The following is a 23,336-nucleotide window of genomic DNA, read 5'->3' as shown; positions in this document are numbered from 1 at the left end:
GTCGGTAAAATCTGCTCCCTTGTTAAGACGCGGCGGAGCGGGTGTCATCATCCGCGATGAAGTTGACTAGGGTGCCGATCCCCGAAATTTCAACCTCAACCTGATCTCCCGGCGCCATCCAGACCTTCGGGTCTCGGAAGGCCCCGACGCCGCCGGTCGTCCCGGTAACGATCACGTCGCCGGGGGCCAATGGTGTGAACGTGGAGCAATAGGAGATCAGCTCGCGCACTCCGAACACCAGGTCGGAGATGGGCGCCTCTTGCATGACATCACCATTCAGCCGGGTCGTCAGGTGCAGCGTGGACGGGTCCGGCACCTCGTCGGCTGTGACCAGCCAGGGGCCGAACCCGCCGGTACGAAAGAAGTTCTTGCCGGGAGCGAACTGGCTGGAGTGGCGCTGCCAGTCACGGACGGATCCGTCATTGTAGCAGCTGTAGCCCGCCACTGCATCCAGCGCGTCTTCCGGTGTGACGCGGCGGATCGGCTTGCCGATGACGACGGCCAACTCTCCCTCGAAGTCGAATTGCTCGGATTCCTGCGGGCGGAGCAGCGGCTGCAGATGCCCCTGCTGGGATTCGGCGACGCGCATGAAGATCACCGGTTTCGTCGGAAAATCCCGCCCGGTTTCCGAGATATGGGTGGTGTAGTTGATGCCGATGCAGAAGATTTTTCCGGGATTGGGTATGACGGGCAGAAAGGTGAGGCTGTCGAGCGCATGGCGAGGCGCTTGCGCCAGGGCAGCGGAGATATCCATCGTCAGGCCCGATTTCAGATCCGGCGCGAGATGGCCAAGATCGGCCACCTTGTCGCCCTCGACGGCGCCCCAGCTGTCCTGCCCGTTCCGAGAGAATGAAATCAGTTTCATATATGGTTCCTTGTCATTTTCGTGTTTCCGGCCTTGTCTGCATCAGAACCCGTATGGTCCGCCCAAGGACCGCCCGCCATCTACAGCCAGCAATTGACCGGTGATGAAGCTGGCGCCCGGCGAGGCCAGGAAGACGATGGATGCGGCGATGTCTTCCGGCTCGCCCAACCGTCCAAGCGGTTGATGTTTCAACATTCCGGCAAAGTCCGTGTCCGGGCGCGAGGCCAGCATTTCGGTCTTGATCGCGCCGGGCGATACCGCGTTGACCCGGATCCGGCGGTCCGCCAGTTCCAGCGCCATCGCGCGGGTAAGTCCGACAATAGCGGATTTGGATGCAATGTAGTGGGCATAATTCATCGCACCTTGAATGGACCGCGACGAGATGTTCACGATGGCAGCCCCCTCTGGCATCTGCGGGGCAAGGCGGCGGGTCAGCTCGAACACCGACACGACATTGACCTCGTAGGTTCGGCGAAAATCATCGGCGACGATATCGAAAAACGGTTTAATCCCGAAGATCCCGGCATTGTTTACAAGAACATCCGCCCGCCCCGCCGTCTCGGCCAGCCGATCAAGATCCGCGGGTATGGTCACATCAACCCGGATGGCCGCCGCGCTGCCGCCGCTTGCCTTGATCTCTTTCGCGACGCTTTCACCGGCGGTCGCGTCACGCTCTGCAATGATGACGTGATCTCCCTGCGCCGCAAAGGCCAGCGCCGTCGCTCGCCCGATTCCCGCGCCGCCTCCGGTAATGATTACATTACGTGTCATTGTCCGCCCGCCCTGTCCAGGGTCTGCCACAGCCAAGGACAATCAATCATGGGCGGGGCCTGTTTGCCGTGCGCGGCCGCACTGAGCCGCATCTCCTCAAGCCGTTTGCGCTGCGGTTCCTCCATATAGGTGCGGTCGTGCCCCCAGAAGCTGGGGCCATCGAAGGTCTCATGCGGTTCCCATGTATTCGGATCGATCAGGCGCCCGCCCCATCCGTTCTCCACGAAAAAGCCGGACGGGGAGTGGGCGTAGAAGGAGGTCATGTAATCATTGGTGTGCCGCCCGAGCGTATAGGCGATGCGGCCCTCTTCCAGCAGGGCCAGGTCATATCCCTGCCCGACATCGTCCAGAGCGCCGAATTCCACCATGAAATGATGCAACCCCGAGGCCGCAGCGCCCACCATTGCAAAACTGTGATGCCGTTCATTCAGGTGGAAGAAATAAAGTGGATAGGGGGTGCGTCCGAAATCAGAGACCGCAAAGCCCAGCACGTCCCGGTAGAACGGCACCAGTAAATCGACCGAGGGCGATTTCAGCACCACATGCCCCATCCCCAGGGGGCCGGTCTTGAACCCGGAAATGGGCCGGCCCGGCACGAAAGGGTCGGACGTGGTTTCCGGCCCGAAGAACAGTTCCACATGGTTGCCAGCCGGATCGTCGAAGGCCAGCAGGTCGGTGACGAAACGGCGTGCGCACAGATCCCTGAACGCGCGTGCCACGCGGGTGCCGGCGTTCTCAAGCCGGGCGGCGATGCGATCCAGGGCCTCCGGCGAGGCGGCTTCGAACCCCAGAAAGGCGAGCGTGTCGCCCGGTTCGTCCAGCACAAGCAACCGCTGTTTCCGGTCATCCATGCGAAAGGACGCTTGGCCCGCGCCCCGGTCGACCGACTGCATTCCCAGCAAGCCGGAGGCAAATTGGCCCCAGTCTTCCAGCAGGCCCGACCGGACGCCTATATAGCCCAGTGCGATGATGTCCCCCCGCATGTCAGGCCCCTGTCCAGTCTATATCCAGCGGATGCATCAGGTATGTTTGGGACTGATCAAGGATCGGGCGCCCCAAGCTTCGGGTCTGGTCCTGCCGCCGCGCCGTCAACGCCGGATCGGCATCGACGCGTGACAGCGCCGCCGCATGAGTCTGTGCATCCGGCCAGTGCATCAGGGACACCATCAGCGGCAGGCGCGGCCCGGTCATGGCCAGAAAGACCGCGTTCAATGTGCCGCCGCATCGCGCACGCGCGGCGAGATCATGATGTATGAAATCTTCCTGCATATCGGCGGTGCGCCCGTTGGCGCTCGGCTGGAGGGTCAGTTCGTAGATCCCGCCCGCGCTCAGGTCCATCGGCGCCGCGATCTGCGGCTCGGTGAGGGCGCGCATGAAGCGGATATCGAAATGTTCGACAAGTTCCGAACCGGCATTCGTCCGGTCGCGGGCCTCCTGCCAATCCGGATCCTGCACGAACCCGGCAAAGGCCGCGTCCCGCTCCTCCAGCGACACCCAGCGCATCAGGTAGACGAACGTGGGGATCTGCGGGCCGGAAAACGCGGTCCAGCTGCCGACGATGCGGACGCCGTGCCGGGGAAACAGGACGGATAGATCATTGCGGAACCTGTCGGCCATGTCCTGCGTCCGGCCGACGGCGATCGTGTAAATGCGTAGCTCGTATATATCAGTGCTCATGTCTTGCCCGCCTCCCTTCGGTCGGTGAATGTCCGGGGGCCGTCACGGCCCCCGGCTCTTTCGGTCCTATTCGGAAAGAACCCATTTCCCGTCACGCACTTCCACGAGGAACGCAGCATCGTCGCCGACACCCCAGGGCCAGGACGGGTCCTTGAAGGTGTAGATCGAATGCGTTCCCGGAACACGATCCAGCGCACGCATGGATGTGACGATGGCCTCGCGGAACTCCTGCGTGCCCGGTTCAGCCTTCTGCAGCGCGAGTTTCAAGGCATCGGTCAGCAACAGGCCCGCGTCATACCCGAAGCCGGAAATCGCATCGGCAGAGTTTTCGCCATATTTGGCGTTGTAGGCCCGGATGAAATCCAGCGTAACAGACTTTCGCGGCTCGTCATCCGGAAGGCTTTCGGGAATGGCGATGGCGCCGATATTGCCGTGCAGGCCTTCCAGAGCATCCCCGCCCAGCGTCAGAAAGTCCGCGTTGAAGACACCGTTGGAGTTGTATATCGGGCCTTCGTAGCCGCGATCGACGATTGCCACATTGCCCAGCACACCCGCAGACCCCGAAACGCCCAGGAAAATGGCGTCCGGATTGGCGGAAATCAGGCGCAATACCTGCCCGGTCACCGAACTGTCGGCGCGCGCGTAACGCTCCTCGGCCACGACCTCATACCCGCCTTCGGCGGCGTGTTCTTTCAGCGCGGCCAGTGTCACATCGCCCCAGGCATCGGAAAAGCCCAGGAAGCCGACCGTCTTGACGCCGCGCTTCTTCATGTCGGTAACCGTCGGAATGATCCATTTCACCGGCGGGGGCGGGACGTTGAAAAGGTAATAATCGCGATCATCCCCCAAGCTGACCGGAGCACCTGGAAACAACGGCACTTTCTTTTCCGTCGCGACCTGTGCCATGGCGATCGCGCTTGGCGTCGCGGTCGGCCCGAGGATCACATCGACGTTCTCTCCATCGATCAGTTTTTGTGTGTTGCGCACGGCGACGGCCGGGTCGGTGGCGTCGTCCAGGACGATGACCGTGACCTTCTCGCCGTCGATCTCGTCCGGCAGCGCCAGTTCGATCGCATTGCGCTGTGGAATGCCCTGCGACGCCGCCGGGCCGGACAGCGAATGCACGACCCCGACCTTGATTTCCGCCAGCACCGGACCAGCCAGCATCACCGCGGCCAATGTGGCTGTAGCCAAAGTGAATTGTCTCACGTTTTTTCCTCCTCCCATAATCGGATTGCCAGAATCCCGACTCCGGCTCCGATTAGATATACTAACATTTTAGGCTCTGTAGATAAATGATTTTGTTTGATTTCCTTTCGTTAGGCTGTTGCTGATGTCGGTTTTTTACCGCCCAGATATGCGTTGATCAGCATCGGATCGGCCAATAGCTCTGCCGATGGCCCCGACCCTGCGATTTCGCCGGTTTCAAGTACGTAGCCATAGTCTGCCGTCTGAAGTGCTGCCCGGGCATTCTGTTCGACCAGCAGGACGCTGACGTCCAATTCACGCAGTCGCGCAATGATCCGGAAAATCTCGCGCACGACAATGGGTGCCAGGCCAAGGCTGGGTTCGTCCAGCATCAAAAGCCGCGGCGCGGACATCAGCGCACGGCCCAGAGCCAGCATCTGTCGTTCTCCGCCCGACAGCGTTCCGGCCGCCTGTCCCATCCGCTCGCGCAAGCGGGGAAACAGATCGTAGACCTGATCGAGGTCACGCCTGATATTCGCGGCGCCGTCACGGCGGGCATAGGCTCCGAGGTCGAGGTTGTCCTGCACACTCATCTGCGTGAACAATTCCCGGGACTCGGGCACCAGAACCATGCCGCTGCGCACACGCGCCTGCACGTCGAGTCGATCAACCGAACGTCCCTGAAACGCCACCGACCCGCTGTAGGGCAGGAGGGCGGCAATGGATTTCAGCAAGGTGGTTTTACCTGCGCCGTTCGGGCCGATGACCGTGATGATCCGGCCGGCCTCCATGGTGAAGCTGACGTTGCGGATCGCACTGATCGCGCCGTAGTTCACGCTGACGTCGTTGATTTCAAGCAATGACATCAGTCAAGTCCTCCGAGATAGGCTTCCTGAACCTTGCTGTTCTGCCGGATCTCGTCGGGCAGCCCCTCGGCCAGATGCTGCCCGAAGTCCAGCACCACGATCCGGTCAACAAGGCCCATGACAAAATCCATGTCGTGTTCCACCAGCAGGATCGTCATTCCCGCCTCGCGCAACCGAGACAGCAACGCCGCCAGTTCCGCCTTTTCACCCGTCCGCAGGCCTGCCGCCGGTTCGTCGAGAAGAAGGATCTCGGGGTCGGCGGCCAGGGCCCGGGCGATTTCAAGCTGGCGCTGCTGGCCCAGCGACAGCGTGCCCGCCTCGACCAGCGCCTGATCGGCAAGCCCGACCGCCTTGAGCGCCAGCAATGCGGTCTTGCGATAGGCCGCTTCCTCGGCACGGTCGAGGCGGAGGATGCCAGCCCAGAACCCGGACGTCAGGCGCCAGTGCGCACCTTGCATCACGTTGTCGAGCAAAGTCATTTGCGGCCGGATCCGGACATGTTGAAAGGTCCGCGCCATGCCCCTGGCGATCATGTTGCGCGCCGGCGTGTGTGTGACGACGGTGCCGTTGAATTGAACTGTTCCGCTGGTCGGCGATTGCAGGCCGCTGATCATGTCAAAGGTGGTGCTTTTGCCCGCCCCGTTCGGCCCGATCAGCGCATGAATGGTTCCGCGGTGTACGTCAAAGCTCAGATCCTTAACCGCCACCAGGCCGCCGAAGCGCTTTTCCAGACCATCAACAGACAGGATCACCGCGTCGTCATTGTGCTCTTTGGCCCGCCCGAAGCGGAGGACTTCGTCATGCTTTATATCGGGCAAAGCCGGAGCGGGGCGGGGTGGCAGCCAGCGCGACAGAAGCGGCGAGAGCCCTTTGGGAGAATATTGCACGAGGACGATGAAAATGGCCCCGAAGACCACGATCTCCAGAGACCCCGCGTCCAGCGCCAGCATCGGCAGCACATCCTGAATCAGATTTCGCCCCACCATGACGGCGCCGGCTCCCACCAGGGCGCCCAGTACGCTGCCGACCCCGCCGAGGACCGACATCAGCAAAATGTTCAATCCATTAGTGAGGTCAAAGGAAGACGGAGAGATAAAATTCTGCGTATGCGCGAAGAGCCAGCCCCCCACACAGGCCAGTTCCCCTGCCAGCACGAACAGCATCATCCGCGTGCGAAAGGCACTGATCCCCAGTGCTTCTGCCAGAAGAGAGCCGCCCCTTAGTGCGGCAATCGCCCGGCCCTGGCGAGAACGCAGCAGGTTGGACGCCGCGAAAAGAAACAGGATCAGAGTAACCCATATCATGTAGAACGCCCGTTCCGGCCGGTCCATCGCCACACCTGCTATGGAAATCGGAGGCAGGCCGCCAATGCCGCTGTGCGCGCCAAGCCCGTCCAGTGTCCCGAAGAGCATGTGGATGGCGACGGCCCACGCAAGCGTCGTGATCGGCAGGTAGTGGCCTCCGAGGTGTAGCGTTACATATCCGATCGCCATCGTTACAACGAACACAAGCGCAAGCGCTGCCGCCAGGCCCAGCCAGGGACTTAAGCCCAATCTGAGCGTCACATAGGCTGACGTATAGGCGCCGAGCCCCATGAAGGCGGCTTGTGCAAAGGAGGTGACGCCGCCGGAACCCGTCAGCAGAACCAGGCCCAGAGTCGCCATCGCGAATATTCCCACCATGTTCAGCAGCAGGATATTGAACGAAGTCAGAAAGAGCGGCAGGGCCAGCAAAACAGCGATGGCCACTCCGGTCACTGCCATATAGCTTGAGGCGCGTGCGTCCATTTTTATGGGCTCCTGATCGGCGATTGTCATGCGGTTTCCTCCTCTTCTTCTTCCGGCTCATGCCGTGCGCCGAGCCACCGAAACAGGACCACGGGGATGATCGACAAAAAGACGATGACTTCCTTGTATTCGCTGGAAAAGAACGAGGCGTAGGATTCAACGAGGCCCACAACAAGAGAGCCGACTGCTGCGACGGGGTAGCTGATGAAACCACCCACGACGGCCCCGACAAAGCCCTTGAGGCCGATCATCAGGCCGGAATCGTAGTAGACGGTAATGTTGCTACTGACCAGAATGCCAACGATGGCAGCGATGATCCCCGCAAGAGCAAAGGCAACACTGCCTGACGCACGCGTCGAAATCCCGACCAGCCGGGCTCCGTCCCGGTTATAGGCCGTCGCGCGCAGCGCCTTGCCTGTCATCGTCTTGCTGAAAAATACTGCCAACGCGGTCGCAAGAATGATCGCGGTGACAACCACCACCACGAGCTGCGCCTGCATCTGAAAGCCGAGCAGATCCCAGGTGCCGCGAAACAGCGGCGCTGTCCGAATGCCCTCGGGTCCGAAGAACAGCAGCGCCAGCCCGGCGATGGCATAGTGCAGCACCACCGCCACGATCAGCAGCGTCAGGGTTGATGCCGTTTCGATCGGCTGAAAGATGATGCGATAGAGCAGTGGCGCGATCGGCACCACAAGCGCAATTGTCAAAACAAGACTGATCCACGCTGGCAAGATCATCCCGCCAACCATCAAAGCCGCCGTGGCGGGCAGGATCGGTAATACCAGCCAGATGACCAATATGCCCGGAATCCGCCGCGCCGTGCCCTGTTTCAGCGCAGAAACCACTTCAAGCACAGTCGCAAGAACGGCCAGGACCATCAATAGATAGACCGTCCCCGGCAGCGCTCCTTTTTGCAGCGCGTGGAGTGTCAGGGCCGAAAAGGCGATCAGATCACCATAAGAGGCAAAAATAATGCGGGTTGTCGTGAACACGAGCACGAAACCGAGCGCCAGCATCGTGTAGACTGCGCCCGTCAAGACGCCATCCTGAAATAGAATGGCCGCAATCTGGAAATCCATAGATCCTCCCTGCGCGCACTCTGTGGCGCGCTTCCCTGATGGATAAGTTATACTAAAATTCTAGCATGTAAACACACAATTGGGCGCGGCAAGATTTGCCGTGCCTCAGCGTTCGGCGCGGTCCAGGAAGGCTTGCTTCCAACGGGAAATCGTAACGTCGCCAAACAATCCGGCGTCACTAAAAGGGTCAGCGCGCAGAAACTCCTCGGCCTCTTCGCGCGTGTCCACGTCTATGACAATCAGGCCGCCATTGAATTCCCCATTGTCGTCCTGCAAGCCGCCCGAAGCTATCAGGATATTTCGGTGCGAGCGCAGGAAGGCATAATGTGCAACCCTGTTCGCTGCGCGAATCTCCTCCGCTCCGGGTTTGTCCCGCGTCATGATCATGTAGGCCATTGGATGTTCTCCCTTATACTGCGGTCAGACGACCGGCCAGGTCCCGCCCGATGAGGTATCCGAAAGTCAACGCCGGGCCGAGCGTGATACCGGCAGCCGGATAGGTTCCGGCCATGACGGAATTCATGTCGTTGCCACAGGCATAAAGCCCCAGGATAACAGCTCCGTCCTGATCGAGTACATGTGCGGTGCCGTCAGTCACCAGTCCACGCGTCGGCCCAATATCACCGGGATGGACTGTGATGCTGAAGAACGGTGCTTTTGTGATCGGGCCGAGACACGGGTTCGGCCTGTGTCCGGCGTCCCCCTGGGCACGGTCATAGGCGTTGCTGCCCTTGCCGAAATCCGGGTCTTCGCCTGCTGCGGCAAATCGGTTATGTTTTTCGACCTCATCCACTAGCGCGGCGGGGGAAACCCCGATCTGGGCGGCAAGATCCGTGATAGTGTCAGCCTTTTTCAGATAGCCGGACGCGATATATTTTGCCCGGGCTTGCAGGCCCGGGCGGACCAGTCCCATTCCGTAGCGGCGCAGGAATGCGGCGTCGCACACAAGATGAGCGGGCAGCGCCACAGCATCTGGCGCGTTCAGCATGCCCTGCACGAACGCGTGATAGGATGAGGCCTCATTCGTGAATCGGCGCCCGTTCCGGCCCACGGCGATCAGGCCCGGTTTGGGGCGGTCCAGAAAAAGGTGGGGGAAGCGGATTTTCTGACCCTGGGGTGTTACATGTTGAGAGACCGGGGCGTAGTTCGCTCCGTCCTCGACATTATCGTCCAGCACCGCCCCCAGTTTGAGGGCCAGGCGGATCATCTCTCCCGTATTTTCCTTGGGGGCCATGGTAAGATGCATATCGGGCGTTTTCAGATCCGGCGCCATCATCTGCGCGTTGGCAGCCGCGCCGCCGGTTGCAAGAACAATGCCAGTTCTGGCGCGGACGGTTGCCTCCTGATGATTGCGGCGCACCTTCAAGGTATTGGCACGGCCATCGTGGCGCTGAATCTCTAGCGTCTCGGTCGCGTTCCAGAACTCGACCCCGGCATCCAGCGCTGACTTCATCAATTGCGCGACAAGCGCATTGCCCATCAACACGCGCGTCCCGCGCCCATAACGCAGCCTGTCCCGCAAGAAGCCGGCCATCAGCCCAACAGATTTGGCGAAATCCTGCGGTGTGCGGAACGTGCCAAGCAGGTGATCGATCTCGGCCCGGCCGACCATAAGCCCGTTGAACACCATGAATTCGCGCAGGGGGAAGCGCACTTTGCGGAACCATTTCCCAAGCCGTCTGCCGTCATAGACTTGTGGGTCCATCGCTCGCCCGCCCAGAACCGCGCCCTCCAGATCCGGGTAGTAGTCCGGCGCCAGGGCGCGCGGCACCAGGCGCAATTCGGAATGGCGGTGCATGAAGTTTACCATTTCCGGCCCATGTGCGAGGAAGCTGTCCACCAGATCTTCCCGGTACCGATTTCCGAGTACGTTGCGCAGATAGGCGCGTGCCGCATCCGGTGAATCGTCGATCCCGACATCCTTCATTCCGGCATTGCACGGAATCCAGACGACACCGCCCGAAATCGCCGTACTGCCGCCGAAGACCGGGGCCTTTTCGATCACCAACACCTTGCATCCGCCCTGGGCTGCGGAAAACGCTGCAGCCAGGCCGGCTGCTCCGGAGCCCAGCACACAGACGTCGAATTCATGTAGTTCCTGTCTCAAGTCATTCCCCCCGCTCATCGGTGTGTACTGGCGCGTCCGATGAGAATTCGACTTAACAAGCGTAAAATTCTAGAATATGTCAAGTGGGGAGAGGGGGAAATCATCATGCGGACAACACTTGTAACTGGCGCAGCACGAGGGATCGGGCGTGCCATCGCCGAACGGCTCCTGGAGGATGGCCACAATATTCTGGCCAGCGATATGCTGTCGGACGCGCTCGACAGCCTGCGCGACACATATCCGGATCGGGTAGAGGTGATCCGTCAGGACATTACCGAAGCGGATGCTCCCGACGCTGCCGTGACACTTGCGATGGAAAGGTTCGGAAGGCTTGACGGGCTGGTGAACAACGCAGGAGTGGGGCATTCCAGGCCGGTTCACGAAGTCGATGACGAGATGCTTGACCGGTTCCTGGCGGTCAACGTACGCGCCCAATTCCGATTTGCCCGCAGCGCCCTGAATGCATTCGGCGCAGGCGGAAACATCATCAACATTGCATCCATCTTCGGTTTGCGCAGTAGCGTCGGCTCCGGGCCCTATGCCATGTCAAAAGCCGCCATCGTGGGCCTGACGCGGCAACTGGCAACCGACTACGGGCCGCGAGGTATCCGCGCCAATGCCGTGGCGCCGGGCTTGATCGAGACGCCGATGACAGCCGATCGTATTCAGAATGACCGGGAGTTTCGGCGGATCATGGTCGATACGACCCCGTTCCCACGCGTGGGAACGCCAAACGACATCGCGAATGCGGTCGCCTTTCTCGCCTCTGATCAGGCCGCCTTTGTTTCGGGCCATGTGCTGGTCGTCGATGGCGGCTGGCTGGCCGGAAACAACCCACGGGACACTGGAGCGGAGAATATTCATGTCAGTTGAGCTTGATATGACAGGGCGCAAGGTCGTTGTCGCCGGAGGCGCCTCGGGGATCGGTCGCGCGACGGTGACATTGCTGCGGGCCGCCGGGGCACGCACCTGTATCCTGGACCTGGCGCCGGAAGACGCGGGCGGCGCACAGGACGAACGTATCGCGATGGATATCGCCGATGAATCTTCCGTCCAGTCGGCGCTGGGCCGCGCAGCGCAGGTGATGGGCGGGCTGGACGGTCTTGTGAATACGGCCGGTATATTTGATCCTTCAACCATTTCCGACACCGACCTTTCCTTGTGGAACCGGATGATCGCGGTGAACCTGACCGGGACCTATCTGCTGGCGCGGCACGCCATTCCGCTGCTCAGGAAACAGCAATCGGGCAGCATAGTCTTGCTGGCGTCGGGCGTTGCGCTTGTTCCGCCGGGACCGGGCTCCGCAGCCTACGTGGCGTCCAAGGGGGGTGTCCTTTCGCTCGGCCGAAGCCTCGCACGCGAGGCGGCACCGAAGATCCGCGTCAACTGCGTCTGCCCCGGCATGGTAGACACCCCGATGACCCGCACTGTCTTGCATGACAACAACAAGGTCCGGCCGGAGATCGTGGCGAACTACGCCCTGCAGCGCGCCGCAACGGCTGAAGAGATTGCGCAGGCGATCCTCTGGCTGACATCCTCTGCATCTTCCTACGTCACCGGCATCGCCATGCCGGTCGACGGAGGTCGGACCTTTCATTGACGACGGTTCAAAGGAAGCGCACCGTGCTGCTCAGGCAGCATCAGGCGATGGACAGGGCGGCGTTCAGCCATCATTGGCTGACCGTGCACGCCGCATTGGCCACGCGGCTGCCGGGTCTGGTGCGCTATGTGCAGAACCATGTGATCCGGGATGTATTTTGCCTGACCGGCAGGTGGTGCCGGCACGCCGGAATTGCCGAAATCACCTATGCCAACGATACCGCACTGGCGCTCGCGCAGTCCAGCCACCTCGGGGCTGTCCTTCTGCCCGCCGACGAACAGCGGTTTCTCTCGGAATGGACCGGCGCGATCACGACCCCGTCCGCGGCGCTGGACTCTGCGATGCCGGACAAGACCGTCCTCCTGCTCAGCGCTGGTAACGACCGACTGATCGACTCTTCCGGGGTGCGGAGTTTGCGCAGGTTTCTGCCGTCGGGCGCGAGGATCGAGATCGAGCCCGTCGAGGCTCACCTGACGCGCATGACGCTTCCGGCCGATCCGATCCGGCCTCGAATGATCGTCTATTTTCAGGGACTGGACCCGGACATCTGGCGGGACGGATCAGATCTTTCCGCTGCGGTCGCGCATCTGGTTGGTCCGCAAGGGGATGCAGTGGCCTATCTGGTTGACGAAAGGGTCCTGCTGGGCGGGTGAATGCGCCCCTGCGGACGGGTCAGGCGGAGCATTCTCACGGGGCGGGTGCGGCCTGCGGAGCAGACATGATCAGCTGTCGCGGTGATGTGCCGGGACCTCGGCCATACGCATGGGCGCGGGAACATCACCGCCACCGGCCTGTTTAAAGGCAACCGGGTCCAGAATGGTCCCGAACCGAGGAGGACGAACCATGAAAGTATCGGAAATCATGTCTCGGCACCCGATCACGGTCGCACCCGACCAGACGCTCGGCGAGGCTGCGGAACTCATGCAACGAATCGACGCCGGATTTCTGCCAGTGGGCCAGGACGACCGGCTTGTTGGAATGCTGACCGACCGGGACATCGCCATTCGCGGCATCGGCGCGGGCAAGGGCCCCGACGCCAGGGTCAGCGACGCGATGACCAAGGATGTTCGCTATTGCTTCGAGAATGACGAGATCGAGGCGGTGGCGCGGAACATGGGTGACCAGCAGGTGCGCCGCGTGCCAGTGGTCGACGAAGGCAAACGGCTCGTGGGCGTGCTCTCCGTCGGCGACATCGCGGTGCGCCGGGATGCCCTGACCGCAGGCACCACGCTTGAGGATATCGCCCAGCCGGCCGGTTCGCATGACTGATGGCGAGCCGGGAACGGGGCGCGGCTCGCTGCCGCGCCCCGCTCTGCCTGTCGGGAAGGCTTGCCTTGCCGTCCTGACACGGGGGCGAAACGCCCGAGGTTTCGATCATGTCCGACATCCCTGATCCCGCCGGCAACGTCGCTCGGCGCCTGCCGCCTTTTCCCGACTGGAAGGACCACGCGCTGTTTGTGGATTTCGACGGAACGCTGGTGCCCATCGTCGAGCGGCCGCAGGATGTGCGCCTTTCCGACTCGACGCGGCAGCTGCTCCTGCGTGTGATCCGCGCATCGGATGGTGCCGTCGCCGTGCTGTCGGGCCGCGCGCTCGAAAGCCTTGCGGGACATCTGCAAGGGCTTCCGCTGGCGCTGTCGGGGTCTCACGGTCTGGAACGTCTTCTGCCGGACGGTCGGTCGGTGATGGCGGAAGACGGCGCGCCCGCCGAAGCGCTGGAGAGGGCCTTCGCCGGGCTCAAGCCGTTCGCGCGGAGCGAGGGTCTGCTTCTGGAACACAAACCGGGCGCCGTGGCGCTGCATTACCGCAACAGGCCGGATCGCGCAGAGATCTGCCAGGCCGCCGTCGCCCGGGTGGCCGAGGCGCAAGAGCTGCGCGTCCTGCATGGCAACATGGTCAGCGAGGCGGCGCTCGCCGGTGTGGACAAGGGCCACGCGTTGCGCGGGTTCCTTGCCGAGGCGCCCTTTGCGAACCGCATCCCGATCATGGTCGGCGACGACACGACCGACGAGGACGGCTTTCGCGCGGCCCAGGAACTGGGCGGGTTCGGGGTGCGGATCGGGCAGGCCGGCACCGTGGCACGCTTCCAGGTGCCCCGGATGGAGGACGCGCTGTCCTGGCTTTCGGCAAGCCTGGAGGCAGAGCCTGAGCGGCGGTGACCGCCCAATCATTTCCCGGGCGCGACGACTGACTGTGCCGGCGCTGGAACATCTCGCCTCCGCGCCGGTTAGACAGTTCAGGGACCGTGGAACTCCATGGTCACTGCGAAAGGGGAGCAAATGCCGCCGAGACTCATCGCCGTTTCCAACCGGATTCCGACAGGGAGCCCTTCCTCCGGCGGGCTCGTCGTCGCGCTCCGCGATGCCCTTTCCGCATCGGGGGGGCTGTGGATCGGCGCCCATCCCGATCCGGGAACCGGATTGGAAGAGATGGAAGAGGTCTCCGGCGGGGGCTGCAGGTGCCTGGCCTTTCGCCTCAGTGAAGAAGAGATTTCGGATTATTACCTGGGCTACGCCAATTCGGTGCTCTGGCCGCTTTGTCATCGGCGGGTTGATCTGGTCGAGATGCCATCCACCTACGAGGAACGCTATCGCGCGGTAAACGCCCGGGTTGCGAAGTTGATCGCGCAGGTGGCGCGGCCCGACGATCTGATCTGGGTCCATGATTATCACTTTTTCCCGCTGGCCAGCGAATTGCGGGCGCTGGGTCTGGCCAACAGGATCGGGTTCTTTCTGCACATTCCCTTTCCATCGCTGGGCGATCTGTCCGTGCTGTCGCAGCCAGAGGATTTCGCCGACTGGCTGGCGGACTACAATCTGCTGGGCTTGCAGACGCGCGGCGATGTCGCGCGGTGCCTGGAAATGTACCGCGCCGATCCTCGTGCCGAATTCATGCCCGACGGCACGGTGAAGATGCAGGGTCGCATCACCTCGGTCCGGTCCTTCCCGATCGGCATCGACGTCGACCATTTTCGTGAACTGGCCGGGGTCGGGGGCCGCAACCCCTTTGGTCGCGAGGCCCCAGACGGCTTCGTCATCGGCGTTGACCGCCTCGACTATTCCAAGGGCATCCCCAACCGCTTCCGCGCCTTCGGCCGCTATCTCAAAACCCGGCCCGAGGGCACCCGACCTTGCCTGGTGCAGATCGCGCCGCCGACGCGGGAAAGAGTGCAGGCCTATCAGGACATCACCAGCGAACTGGAAGAGATCGCCGGGCGCCTAAACGGCGCATTCGCCGAGCTGGACTGGACCCCGATCCGCTATATTCACCGCAGCATCGACCGTTCCGTACTGGCGCGGCTGCACCGGATGGCGCGGGCCTGTGCGGTCACGTCACTGGCCGATGGCATGAACCTCGTGGCCAAGGAATTCGTCGCCGCCCAGGATCCGGAGGATCCGGGCGTGCTGATCCTTTCGCGTTTCGCCGGCGCGGCGGAAGACATGACCGAGGCGCTTCTGGTCAACCCCTACGACATAGAGGAGATGGCCGCGGCGATCCATCAGGCCCTCGAGATGCCGTTGGACGAGCGCCGGGCCCGCCACGCCGCCTGCATGGAGGTCGTAAGGCGCACCGACGCCACGCGCTGGGCCGCACAGTTCCTGGCTGCCCTGCGCACCTGTATGCCCACGCTGAGCCCGCAGGTCGCGCGCCTCTCGTCGTCGCATCGCCGCCATCGGGCGGTGCCGGACGAGAAGCCGGACAGGGTGGACGAGCCGTTGAAATGAGCTGCCCCGCCCGCCGGCCGGAAAGCGGGCTCCTCCGCCTGGAACACTTCCCGGCCTGGCGTGTTTGTAGGGCAGACAGACTCGGAGTTCGCATGACCTTTTCCCAGATGCCTCCAACAGCACTGCATCCGCCCCGGCTTTTCCGGCAGGCCGGGGCACCGCCCCAGCACCCGCCGGCCGGAATCCCGCCGGTCCCGGGGCCGGATATCATGCCGCCGCCCGAGGCGCCCGATCGGCCGGACCTGCCCGAGTACGAGCCGCCGGGGCCCGACGAACTGCCCGAGCAGGAGCCGGACCTGCCACCCGAACTGCCACCCGAGCAGGAGCCGGACCTCCCGCCGGACCCGCCGCCCGAGCAGGAGCCTGACATTCCGCCGGAATTGCCGCCCGAGCGGTTGCCATTCAGCAGCCGGCGGCTTTCGCCCGGCGGGGGAGAGACCCATGCGCGAGGCTGAGGACAGGCTGACTGAACTGGAAGGCCGGCTCATCTCGCATCGCCGCCTTTTGGCGCACCTGCTGACCGGCATGGATCCCGCCGTGCGGGCCGGTCATCTGCGCTGGATCTCCGAACGCGAGATCGTGCATGACGGGCAGGAAGATCCCGGCGCGGTGCCCACCGGTACCGAAGCGTTACCCCTGAGCATCGCCGATGAATTCCGGGAAATCGCCGCCCTCGTCCGCCTGCGGTCTTCTGACAACGGATGATGCTCGCGGCTGCCACCGATACTTCAGGGAGCATGATGATGGGCCGACTGGAATTTCGGGTGTTCGGCGACGATCTGGGCAATTCGCGCGCCACGCTGCGGCAGGGCTATCGCGTCCGGGGTCATGAGATGCGCGACGATCTTTACCTCCTGGGCGGCGACCCGGCTCTGGTCTTCAAGCTGCGCGGTGCGTCGGCGCTCGATCTGAAAAGACATGTGGCGCGGGACGCTGCGTTCGACAGGTGGGAAGCGGTCGGATGCGTCACTCTGCCCGCCACTGGCGCCGATCTCGCCGCCACCTTCACCGGCCTGCCGCCTTTCGATCCGGCGCGGGGTCATGACGCGGAGGCGGTCGTCGCGGCCTTCGTCCACGCGGGCCATCGCGCCATTCCGGTGCGAAAGGAACGGACGCAGTACGAGGCGGATGGCTGTCTTGCGGAAATCACCAGGGTGTCAGCCGGCCCTGGCGTGACCTCCTGGACAGTCGCCATCGAAGGCGAGGACAAGGCGGCGCTCGAGGATCTCAGGCAGCGCCTCGGCCTGACGGCATTTCAGAACGTCAGCTATCCGCAATGGCTCGGGGCATTGACGCAGCGCGAGCGTCACTGAGGCCTCGGGCGGCATATCCACATCACGGTCTCGCCGTTCCTGCACGGTCGCCGAAACCGCGGCGGATTTCAGCATCATCAACGGGAACACTTCGCCGTCTGGCGGGTTGAGAACCGCATGACCCGCACAAAGCCGCTCGGAACAATCGCGTCGGACGCCTCCGGCCCTGCACTGGCCGGACATCTCCTCGCTCCCGCCGCCGGGGCGAGGCGCCGTGGGTTTACCCTTGTGGCCGTGGCCCTGTTCACCGCAGGATGCGAAGGGCGTCAGTCCGCGCTGGCGCCGGCCGGCGCGGATGCAGAGGCGCTGCATCTTCTGTTTACCTCCATGCTGGCCGGAGCCGCTGTGCTGTGGCTCGGGATGAACGGTCTTTTCTACTGGTTCAGCCGGCGCAGCCCCGCCGCCTTTCCGGAACATCACGCGCGGCGTCTGATCCTGTTCGGCGGCGTCTTCGCGCCCACGCTGATCGTGGGCGGTGTGCTGGTCTGGGGTCTCTCGCTGCTGCCCGACCAGCGCGCGCCGGGAGAGGGGCTGCGCATCTCCGTCACCGGCGAACAATGGTGGTGGCGGGTTGAATACCTGCCCGAGGGGGACGCCGGGCCGGTGATTTCGGCCAATGAGATCCGGCTGCCCGCCGGAGAGCGGACCGAGTTCCTGCTGACCGCCGACCGCTTTATCCATTCCTTCTGGATTCCCGCGCTCGGCGGCAAGATGGACATGTTTCCCGGCCGCGAGACGCGGATGAGCCTCAAGCCCGAAACCCCCGGCACCTATCGCGGCCAATGCGCCGAGTTCTGCGGGGCGAGCCATGCCTGGATGGCCTTCGAGGCCGTGGTGATGCCGCCAGAGGATTTTGCCGCCTGGCTCGAGGCCGAGGCACAGGATGCCCGCGCGCCGCAAAGCGAGTCCGCACGCAGGGGCCTCGAGATTTTTCGCCGCGAGGGCTGCGGAGCGTGCCACAGCATCCGCGGCACCGAGGCCGTCGGCCAGGTGGGCCCGGACCTGACCCATGTCGGCGCGCGTCACTCCATCGGCGCGGGGCGGCTTGGTGCCTCGCTCGACGACATCGCGCTCTGGGTCGCCCATACCGGAGAGCTGAAGCCCGAGGTCCAGATGCCAGCCTTCCCGCATCTCGAACCCGCCGAGTTGCAGGACCTCGCCCGTTATCTGAAGGAGCTGGAATGATCCTCCGCCGCACGACCCCGCCCCGCCGTCCGGAGCCGCAAGGCACCTATCCGCCGACCGAGGCGATGCTGGACGAGCCGGTTCCCGAAGACCTGCGCAAGGCGCAGGCGGGGCGCCTGCGCGCGGCCTGGAAGGCGCCCGAGGGCTGGCGCTACTGGTCGGCGGTCAACAACACCGAGATCGGCAAGTGGTATTCGCTGACCGCGTTCTTTTTCATGCTTTGCGCCGGTGTGCTCGCGCTGATCATCCGCCTGCAACTGGCGGTGCCGGAAAGCGGCCTGGTTTCCTCGGACCGGTTCAGCCAGCTTTTCAGCATGCATGGCTCGGCCATGATGTTCCTCTTTGCCGTACCGATGTTCGAGGCGATCTCGATCCTGATGCTGCCGGGCTTCCTGGGCTCGCGCGACATGCCGTTTCCGCGCCTTTCCGCCTTCGGCTACTGGTGCTTCCTGATCGGAGGCGTCTTCGTGCTGGGCTCGGTCCTTTTCGACGCCGCCCCCCGCGCGGGCTGGTTCATGTATCCGCCGCTTGCCACCGAGGACGAAGGCCCGGGCAGCGACATCTGGCTTCTGGGTCTCAGCTTCATCGAGATCGCCTCGATCGCGGCGGCGGTGGAGCTGATCGTCGGGGTGCTGAAATGCCGCGCGCCGGGAATGCGGGTCAACCTCATGCCACTCTATGCCTGGTATGTGCTGGTGGTGGGCGGCATGATCCTCTTTGCCTTCCCGCCGCTCATCGCGGGTGACTTCCTGTTCGAGCTCGAGCGCAGCTTCGACTGGCCGTTCTTCGATCCCGAACGCGGCGGCGACCCGATGCTCTGGCAGCATCTGTTCTGGATCTTCGGCCACCCGGAGGTTTACATCATCTTCCTGCCCTCCATCGCCATCGCCGCGATGATCGTGCCGACCGTCGCGCAGCGGCCCATCGTCGGCTATTCCTGGATCGTGCTGTCGGCCGTCGGCACCGGCTTTCTCAGCTTCGGGCTATGGGTGCATCACATGTACACCACCGGTCTGCCCGGCCTTTCGCTGGGCTTCTTCTCGGCCGCCTCCGAGGCGGTGGTGATCCCCACCGGCGTCCAGCTCTTCGCCTTTCTGGCGACGCTCGTGGCCGGGCGCATCCGCATGATCCTGCCAATGCTCTGGATCGCGGGGGCGCTGGCGATCTTCACCATGGGCGGGCTGACGGGGATCATGCTCGCCCTCGCGCCTTTCGACTTTCAGGTCCACGACACGTATTTCGTTGTCGCCCATCTGCATTACACGCTTTTCGGCGGAATGGTCTTTCCGGTGATCGCGGGGGTCTATTACTTCTATCCGTTCATCGCCAAGAAGATGCTTTCCGAGCGATTGGGCCGCTGGGCCTTCTGGCTGATCTTCACGGGCTTCAACGTCACCTTCCTGCCGATGCATTACACCGGGCTTATCGGGATGCCGCGGCGGGTCTTCACCTACCGCGAGGGACTGGGGTGGGAGATCCCGAACCTGATCTCCTCGGTGGGGGCCTTCGTTATCGCCGCAGGTTTCGTGGTCTTCGTGTGGGATCTGATCCGCCCGAAGGGTGATCAGCCCCGGATCTCGCGCAACCCGTGGAAGGCCGGTACGCTGGAATGGGCGCATGACGTACCCGAGGAGTCCTGGGGCATCCGCTCCATCCCCCATGTAACGACCCGTTATCCGCTCTGGGATGACCCGAAACTGCTGGACCGCGTGGATGCGGGCCGCTTCTATCTGCCGGACGCGCAGGAGGGGCACCGCGAAACGCTGGTGACCTCGGTGATCGACGCCGAGCCGATCCTGATACAGCGGGTCAACACACCCACATGGATCACCCATCTCGCAGCGATCTTCACCGGCGGCGCCTTCATCTTTCCGACGTTCCATCTCTACACGCCCGGCATCGTCTCCGGCCTGCTCGCGGTCGCGTCGATCATCTGGTGGCTCTGGACATCGACCGCCCGGCCACCAGAGGCCGACAGCAAGGACGCGGGCCTTGGCCTGCGCCTGCCGACCTATGTATCGGGGCCGGATTCGACAGGCTGGTGGGCGGTCTGGATCACCATGCTGGGTGATGCGACGGCCTTTGCCTCGATCGTCTTCGGGTATTTCTTCTACTGGACGGCGCAACCCGATTTCCCGCCACCGGGCGCGCGTCACGCGGGGGCGGGCGCCGTCGCGCTGGCCTGTGCCGGGTTCGTCGCGGGCTGGGTGTTCACCGTCGCGGCGCGCCGGCTGAACCGCGCTGGCCGGATCGGCGCGGCGCGCGGGGCGCTGGCGCTCGCGCCGCTGTCCACGGCGGGCGGCATCGCGGCACTGATCGTCGCGGTTCTGCCGCTGGAACCCGCCACCCATGTCTATCCGGCACTGATCTGGGCGCTCGCGGTGTGGATCGCGGTCCATGCCGCTGTCGGGATCGTGATGCAGCTCTACTGTCTCGCGGGCAGTTTCCTGGGCAAGCTCACGCCCCGCTATGACGCCGATATCTGGAACGTGTCGCTATTCTGGCATTTCTTCGTGCTCTCCGCGCTTGTCGCCTGTGCGCTGGTGGGCCCGGTCGCGAGGCTGCTATGACGGAACAGGAATATCAGCCCCACGCCGAAGAGGAGCGCCGGGAGTTCGCCGCGGAATCCGAGAGCCTCTGGCGGCTCACCCTCGCGCCCGTGACCTGGGCGCTGCATCTGGTGCTGTGCTATGCCACGGTCTCGCTGGCCTGCGCCCGTCAGCTTTTCCCGGTCGATACCGCGCGGATCTGGCTGATCGGCGCCACGGTGCTGGCGCTCGCCCTGATCGGCTGGCAGGGCTGGCGGGCGCTGCAGCAATGGAACGTGCGCAATACTGGCGCGCTGTCGCATCCCGAAGGCAAGGCGGAAGACCGGCACCAGTTTCTCGGCCACGCAACCTTCCTTATCGCGCTGATCTCCGCCATCGGCACGGTCTTCACCTCGCTGCCGCTCCTGCTGCTGGAGGGTTGTCGATGAAGCCTGCGGCGCTTCTCTCCGGCCTCGGCCTGCTTGCGCTCCTTTGGGCGGCGCCGCTCGAAAGCTGGCTGCCCGCTTTCCCCGTGCACATGCTGCGGCACATGGGGCTGGTGGCGGTGGCGGCGCCGCTGCTGGTGCTGGGCCTGCCGGGGATCGCGCGGCATATCGCCCTTCAGCCGCTGCCCGCCGCGGCGCTGGAATTCGTCGTGGTCTGGGCCTGGCATCTGCCTGCCGCACACGGGCTGGGGCGCGCCGGCCCCACGGGTTTCGCTCTGGAACAGGCGAGCTTCCTTGCGGTCGGCGCGCTGGTCTGGGCCGGCTGCCTGCACGCGGGATCCGCGCTCGCGGGGGCGGGCGGGCTGCTTCTGACCTCGATGCATATGACGCTGCTTGGCGCGCTGCTTATCCTCGCCCCGCGCGATCTCTATGCCGGGATCTGCGGAACGGCGCCCGATCTGACGGGGCAGCAGGCAGGCGGCATGCTGATGCTCGCGATCGGCACACCCGTCTATCTGCTGGGCGGGCTCTTGCTGACCGGTCGGGCGCTGGCGGAGGAACCGGCATGAGACGCACCCTTTTCATCCTGGCGGCGCTGGCCGTGGCGGGCTTGGCTGCGGCGGGCTCGGTCGTGTCGCTCGGGCTCTACAATGTCTCCGCCCGCGCGGGGCATTTGCCGGGCGTGAGCTGGGTGCTGCACACCACCTTCCGCAACGCTGTCCGCTTGCGCGCCCCGGCAGAAGACGAGGTACCCGACCTGTCAGACCCGGCGCTGATTGCGCTGGGGGCAGGGCACTACGCCACCGCCTGCGCGCCCTGCCACGCGGGCCCCGATGGCAGCCGCACGGCGACCATGCGCGCCATGCTGCCTGTTCCGCCGCCGATCCGCGAGGCGGTGGCCGGCTGGCAGCCATCCCATCTGCACTGGATCGTCGAGAACGGCGTCAAGATGACCGGCATGCCCGGCTGGCCCGCAGGCGGCCGCGCGGATGAGGTCTGGGCGGTCGTCGCCTATCTGGACGCGGTGAAGCGGCAGGACGCCCCGCCGCTTCCGGAGGTGTCGGAGCAACAGCAGTCCGCACCGCCCGGCGCCGCCTATTGCGCAACCTGCCATGGCAGCATATCGGCCCACGTGCCACGGCTCGACATTCAGCAGCCGGGCTATCTGGCCGACACCTTGGATGACTACCTGACGGGTGCGCGCGCCAGTGGGATCATGCAGCAGGCCGTGAGCATGGTCCCGCCCGAGGCGCTTCCGGGTCTCGCCGCGCATTTCGCCGCCGGGCCAGCCGCCACCGCAGCCGCCGCAGTCGGCCCCACCGCCGGGGCGGCACTCGCCACCCGCGGTACGCGCGAGGTGCCCGCCTGCACCGCCTGCCACGGACCAGGCGCGCCCGTCGCGCAGCCGGAGGCCCCGGCGCTGGCCGGTCAGGATCGTGCCTTTCTGGCGGCCCAGCTGCGCCTCTGGCGCGACGGGGTGCGGCGCGGCTCTGACAAGATGAGCGCCGCCGCGCGGTCCCTTTCGGACGAAGAAATCGCGCTTCTGGCCGATTGGTACGCTGCGCTTCCACCTGATGGAGAGATAGAAGAATGACCCAAACGACCGGATCAGACGGTAACAAGGCGCCACCCGCCACCGTGCGGGAGGTGGTGGACCGTCTGCGCGACGCGGCGCAGGGCGACGAGACCTCTTTGGATGATGTGGTCAAAGGCCTTGGCCGGGCCTCCTTCGTTCCGGTTCTGATGGCGCCGGCCCTGGCGGTGGTCACCCCGCTTTCCGGCATTCCGCTGTTTTCGAGCATTTGCGGGATCATGATCATGCTGGTGGCCGGCCAGTTGCTGCTCGGGCGCAGCCACCTGTGGCTTCCGCGCTGGCTGACCCGACAGACAGTGCCGTCGGAGCGTCTGCGCGATGCGGCCGGGTGGTTGCGAGGCCCGGCCGACTGGATCGATCGGCACACCGGCAAGCGGCTGACGGCTCTGGTGTCGCCCCCGGCGCACCGGCTGATCTATCTGGCCTGCGCGCTTTGCGGCGCGGTCATGCCCCTGCTCGAGGTGGTGCCCTTTACCTCGTCTATCCTCGGGGTGGCGGTGACGCTGTTGTCGCTGACGCTTCTGGTGCGCGACGGCCTGCTCGCCGTGCTGGGCCTTGCTGTCATCGCGGGTGCCGTCGCGGTGGGCGTGACGATCGTGTGACGC

At 64.2% G+C, this 23,336-nt stretch carries 25 protein-coding genes; 15 read left to right on the top strand and 10 right to left on the bottom strand.

Features of this window, described 5'->3' with window-relative positions; all coding sequences use genetic code 11:
• Positions 1 to 22: 22 nt before the first annotated feature.
• From TQ29_RS15780 to TQ29_RS15735, 10 genes are all read right to left on the bottom strand, one after another.
• Positions 23 to 865 (bottom strand): fumarylacetoacetate hydrolase family protein, encoded by an 843-nt coding sequence (locus TQ29_RS15780; RefSeq protein WP_054539942.1) that lies wholly within the window; start codon positions 863 to 865, stop codon positions 23 to 25.
• Positions 866 to 907: 42 nt separating this feature from the next.
• Entirely contained in the window at positions 908 to 1,636 is a 729-nt protein-coding gene (locus tag TQ29_RS15775) for an SDR family NAD(P)-dependent oxidoreductase (RefSeq protein ID WP_054539941.1), read from the bottom strand.
• Positions 1,633 to 2,619, bottom strand: coding sequence for a VOC family protein (locus tag TQ29_RS15770; RefSeq protein ID WP_054539940.1), 987 nt, complete (start codon positions 2,617 to 2,619; stop codon positions 1,633 to 1,635). Before TQ29_RS15770 ends, TQ29_RS15775 begins: the two co-directional genes overlap by 4 nt.
• A gap of 1 nt (position 2,620) precedes the next feature.
• The gene (locus tag TQ29_RS15765) at positions 2,621 to 3,313 is read right to left on the bottom strand and encodes an NIPSNAP family protein (RefSeq protein WP_054539939.1); all 693 of its coding nucleotides are present in this window, start codon (positions 3,311 to 3,313) and stop codon (positions 2,621 to 2,623) included.
• 66 nt (positions 3,314 to 3,379) lie between these two features.
• Positions 3,380 to 4,522, bottom strand: coding sequence for an ABC transporter substrate-binding protein (locus TQ29_RS15760; RefSeq protein ID WP_162231835.1), 1,143 nt, complete (start codon positions 4,520 to 4,522; stop codon positions 3,380 to 3,382).
• Positions 4,523 to 4,632: 110 nt separating this feature from the next.
• Entirely contained in the window at positions 4,633 to 5,370 is a 738-nt protein-coding gene (locus TQ29_RS15755; RefSeq protein WP_054539937.1) for an ABC transporter ATP-binding protein, read from the bottom strand.
• The gene (locus TQ29_RS15750) at positions 5,367 to 7,184 is read right to left on the bottom strand and encodes an ATP-binding cassette domain-containing protein (protein ID WP_054539936.1); all 1,818 of its coding nucleotides are present in this window, start codon (positions 7,182 to 7,184) and stop codon (positions 5,367 to 5,369) included. Before TQ29_RS15750 ends, TQ29_RS15755 begins: the two co-directional genes overlap by 4 nt.
• Complete coding sequence (locus TQ29_RS15745; protein WP_054539935.1) at positions 7,181 to 8,233, bottom strand: branched-chain amino acid ABC transporter permease; 1,053 nt, start codon at positions 8,231 to 8,233, stop codon at positions 7,181 to 7,183. The genes TQ29_RS15750 and TQ29_RS15745 overlap by 4 nt, the downstream gene beginning before the upstream one ends.
• 105 nt (positions 8,234 to 8,338) lie before the next feature.
• Positions 8,339 to 8,629 carry a YciI family protein gene (locus TQ29_RS15740; protein ID WP_054539934.1) on the bottom strand — a complete coding sequence of 97 codons (291 nt, stop codon included), beginning with the start codon at positions 8,627 to 8,629 and terminating at the stop codon, positions 8,339 to 8,341.
• Positions 8,630 to 8,642: 13 nt separating this feature from the next.
• On the bottom strand, positions 8,643 to 10,340 hold the full coding sequence (locus tag TQ29_RS15735; protein ID WP_162231834.1) for an FAD-dependent oxidoreductase: 1,698 nt from the start codon (positions 10,338 to 10,340) through the stop codon (positions 8,643 to 8,645).
• 105 nt (positions 10,341 to 10,445) lie between these two features.
• Here TQ29_RS15735 and TQ29_RS15730 point away from each other — a divergent pair, with 105 nt between their 5' ends.
• The 15 genes from TQ29_RS15730 to TQ29_RS15660 all read left to right on the top strand — a co-directional run bounded on the left by TQ29_RS15730 (position 10,446) and on the right by TQ29_RS15660 (position 23,333).
• Positions 10,446 to 11,213: an SDR family NAD(P)-dependent oxidoreductase gene (locus TQ29_RS15730; protein WP_162231833.1), complete on the top strand. Its 768-nt coding sequence runs from the start codon at positions 10,446 to 10,448 to the stop codon at positions 11,211 to 11,213.
• Complete coding sequence (locus TQ29_RS15725; protein ID WP_054539931.1) at positions 11,203 to 11,940, top strand: SDR family NAD(P)-dependent oxidoreductase; 738 nt, start codon at positions 11,203 to 11,205, stop codon at positions 11,938 to 11,940. Before TQ29_RS15730 ends, TQ29_RS15725 begins: the two co-directional genes overlap by 11 nt.
• Complete coding sequence (locus TQ29_RS15720) at positions 11,937 to 12,593, top strand: EthD domain-containing protein (protein WP_157445617.1); 657 nt, start codon at positions 11,937 to 11,939, stop codon at positions 12,591 to 12,593. The genes TQ29_RS15725 and TQ29_RS15720 overlap by 4 nt, the downstream gene beginning before the upstream one ends.
• A 190-nt stretch (positions 12,594 to 12,783) precedes the next feature.
• Positions 12,784 to 13,209, top strand: coding sequence for a CBS domain-containing protein (locus tag TQ29_RS15715; RefSeq protein ID WP_054539929.1), 426 nt, complete (start codon positions 12,784 to 12,786; stop codon positions 13,207 to 13,209).
• 107 nt (positions 13,210 to 13,316) lie between these two features.
• Positions 13,317 to 14,099 (top strand): trehalose-phosphatase, encoded by a 783-nt coding sequence (gene otsB / locus TQ29_RS15710; protein WP_054539928.1) that lies wholly within the window; start codon positions 13,317 to 13,319, stop codon positions 14,097 to 14,099.
• A gap of 120 nt (positions 14,100 to 14,219) precedes the next feature.
• Complete coding sequence (locus TQ29_RS15705; RefSeq protein WP_082386681.1) at positions 14,220 to 15,665, top strand: trehalose-6-phosphate synthase; 1,446 nt, start codon at positions 14,220 to 14,222, stop codon at positions 15,663 to 15,665.
• A gap of 107 nt (positions 15,666 to 15,772) precedes the next feature.
• Positions 15,773 to 16,120 carry a hypothetical protein gene (locus tag TQ29_RS15700; RefSeq protein WP_157445616.1) on the top strand — a complete coding sequence of 116 codons (348 nt, stop codon included), beginning with the start codon at positions 15,773 to 15,775 and terminating at the stop codon, positions 16,118 to 16,120.
• Positions 16,107 to 16,370, top strand: coding sequence for a hypothetical protein (locus tag TQ29_RS15695; protein ID WP_054539926.1), 264 nt, complete (start codon positions 16,107 to 16,109; stop codon positions 16,368 to 16,370). The genes TQ29_RS15700 and TQ29_RS15695 overlap by 14 nt, the downstream gene beginning before the upstream one ends.
• A gap of 38 nt (positions 16,371 to 16,408) precedes the next feature.
• Entirely contained in the window at positions 16,409 to 16,978 is a 570-nt protein-coding gene (locus TQ29_RS15690; RefSeq protein ID WP_157445615.1) for a hypothetical protein, read from the top strand.
• Between the two features lie 117 nt (positions 16,979 to 17,095).
• Positions 17,096 to 18,163: a cytochrome c oxidase subunit II gene (locus tag TQ29_RS15685; protein ID WP_082386680.1), complete on the top strand. Its 1,068-nt coding sequence runs from the start codon at positions 17,096 to 17,098 to the stop codon at positions 18,161 to 18,163.
• On the top strand, positions 18,160 to 20,733 hold the full coding sequence (gene ctaD / locus TQ29_RS15680) for a cytochrome c oxidase subunit I (protein WP_054539923.1): 2,574 nt from the start codon (positions 18,160 to 18,162) through the stop codon (positions 20,731 to 20,733). Before TQ29_RS15685 ends, ctaD begins: the two co-directional genes overlap by 4 nt.
• Positions 20,730 to 21,140: a hypothetical protein gene (locus TQ29_RS15675; protein ID WP_054539922.1), complete on the top strand. Its 411-nt coding sequence runs from the start codon at positions 20,730 to 20,732 to the stop codon at positions 21,138 to 21,140. Before ctaD ends, TQ29_RS15675 begins: the two co-directional genes overlap by 4 nt.
• Positions 21,137 to 21,706: a cytochrome c oxidase assembly protein gene (locus tag TQ29_RS15670; RefSeq protein ID WP_054539921.1), complete on the top strand. Its 570-nt coding sequence runs from the start codon at positions 21,137 to 21,139 to the stop codon at positions 21,704 to 21,706. The genes TQ29_RS15675 and TQ29_RS15670 overlap by 4 nt, the downstream gene beginning before the upstream one ends.
• Positions 21,703 to 22,731: a c-type cytochrome gene (locus TQ29_RS15665; RefSeq protein ID WP_054539920.1), complete on the top strand. Its 1,029-nt coding sequence runs from the start codon at positions 21,703 to 21,705 to the stop codon at positions 22,729 to 22,731. The genes TQ29_RS15670 and TQ29_RS15665 overlap by 4 nt, the downstream gene beginning before the upstream one ends.
• Positions 22,728 to 23,333 carry an exopolysaccharide biosynthesis protein gene (locus tag TQ29_RS15660; RefSeq protein ID WP_054539919.1) on the top strand — a complete coding sequence of 202 codons (606 nt, stop codon included), beginning with the start codon at positions 22,728 to 22,730 and terminating at the stop codon, positions 23,331 to 23,333. Before TQ29_RS15665 ends, TQ29_RS15660 begins: the two co-directional genes overlap by 4 nt.
• The last annotated feature ends 3 nt before the right edge of the window (positions 23,334 to 23,336 follow it).

It is taken from the genome of Actibacterium sp. EMB200-NS6 (assembly GCF_001305615.1).
GTDB classification, from domain to species: domain Bacteria; phylum Pseudomonadota; class Alphaproteobacteria; order Rhodobacterales; family Rhodobacteraceae; genus Actibacterium_A; species Actibacterium_A naphthalenivorans.
The sequence above is the reverse complement of the archived record's forward strand: the minus strand, read 5'-3'. Positions and strand labels throughout refer to the sequence as shown.

Excerpts from the sequence above, each read along its gene's own strand:
- TQ29_RS15780 (WP_054539942.1), bottom strand. The coding sequence starts at position 865 with ATGAAACTGATTTCATTCTCTCGGAACGGGCAGGACAGCTGGGGCGCC.
- TQ29_RS15775 (WP_054539941.1), bottom strand. The coding sequence starts at position 1,636 with ATGACACGTAATGTAATCATTACCGGAGGCGGCGCGGGAATCGGGCGA.
- TQ29_RS15770 (WP_054539940.1), bottom strand. The coding sequence starts at position 2,619 with ATGCGGGGGGACATCATCGCACTGGGCTATATAGGCGTCCGGTCGGGC.
- TQ29_RS15765 (WP_054539939.1), bottom strand. The coding sequence starts at position 3,313 with ATGAGCACTGATATATACGAGCTACGCATTTACACGATCGCCGTCGGC.
- TQ29_RS15750 (WP_054539936.1), bottom strand. The coding sequence starts at position 7,184 with ATGACAATCGCCGATCAGGAGCCCATAAAAATGGACGCACGCGCCTCA.
- TQ29_RS15745 (WP_054539935.1), bottom strand. The coding sequence starts at position 8,233 with ATGGATTTCCAGATTGCGGCCATTCTATTTCAGGATGGCGTCTTGACG.
- TQ29_RS15740 (WP_054539934.1), bottom strand. The coding sequence starts at position 8,629 with ATGGCCTACATGATCATGACGCGGGACAAACCCGGAGCGGAGGAGATT.
- TQ29_RS15730 (WP_162231833.1), top strand. The coding sequence starts at position 10,446 with ATGCGGACAACACTTGTAACTGGCGCAGCACGAGGGATCGGGCGTGCC.
- TQ29_RS15725 (WP_054539931.1), top strand. The coding sequence starts at position 11,203 with ATGTCAGTTGAGCTTGATATGACAGGGCGCAAGGTCGTTGTCGCCGGA.
- TQ29_RS15715 (WP_054539929.1), top strand. The coding sequence starts at position 12,784 with ATGAAAGTATCGGAAATCATGTCTCGGCACCCGATCACGGTCGCACCC.
- otsB (WP_054539928.1), top strand. The coding sequence starts at position 13,317 with ATGTCCGACATCCCTGATCCCGCCGGCAACGTCGCTCGGCGCCTGCCG.
- TQ29_RS15705 (WP_082386681.1), top strand. The coding sequence starts at position 14,220 with ATGCCGCCGAGACTCATCGCCGTTTCCAACCGGATTCCGACAGGGAGC.
- TQ29_RS15700 (WP_157445616.1), top strand. The coding sequence starts at position 15,773 with ATGCCTCCAACAGCACTGCATCCGCCCCGGCTTTTCCGGCAGGCCGGG.
- TQ29_RS15695 (WP_054539926.1), top strand. The coding sequence starts at position 16,107 with ATGCGCGAGGCTGAGGACAGGCTGACTGAACTGGAAGGCCGGCTCATC.
- TQ29_RS15690 (WP_157445615.1), top strand. The coding sequence starts at position 16,409 with ATGGGCCGACTGGAATTTCGGGTGTTCGGCGACGATCTGGGCAATTCG.
- TQ29_RS15685 (WP_082386680.1), top strand. The coding sequence starts at position 17,096 with ATGACCCGCACAAAGCCGCTCGGAACAATCGCGTCGGACGCCTCCGGC.
- ctaD (WP_054539923.1), top strand. The coding sequence starts at position 18,160 with ATGATCCTCCGCCGCACGACCCCGCCCCGCCGTCCGGAGCCGCAAGGC.
- TQ29_RS15675 (WP_054539922.1), top strand. The coding sequence starts at position 20,730 with ATGACGGAACAGGAATATCAGCCCCACGCCGAAGAGGAGCGCCGGGAG.
- TQ29_RS15670 (WP_054539921.1), top strand. The coding sequence starts at position 21,137 with ATGAAGCCTGCGGCGCTTCTCTCCGGCCTCGGCCTGCTTGCGCTCCTT.
- TQ29_RS15665 (WP_054539920.1), top strand. The coding sequence starts at position 21,703 with ATGAGACGCACCCTTTTCATCCTGGCGGCGCTGGCCGTGGCGGGCTTG.
- TQ29_RS15660 (WP_054539919.1), top strand. The coding sequence starts at position 22,728 with ATGACCCAAACGACCGGATCAGACGGTAACAAGGCGCCACCCGCCACC.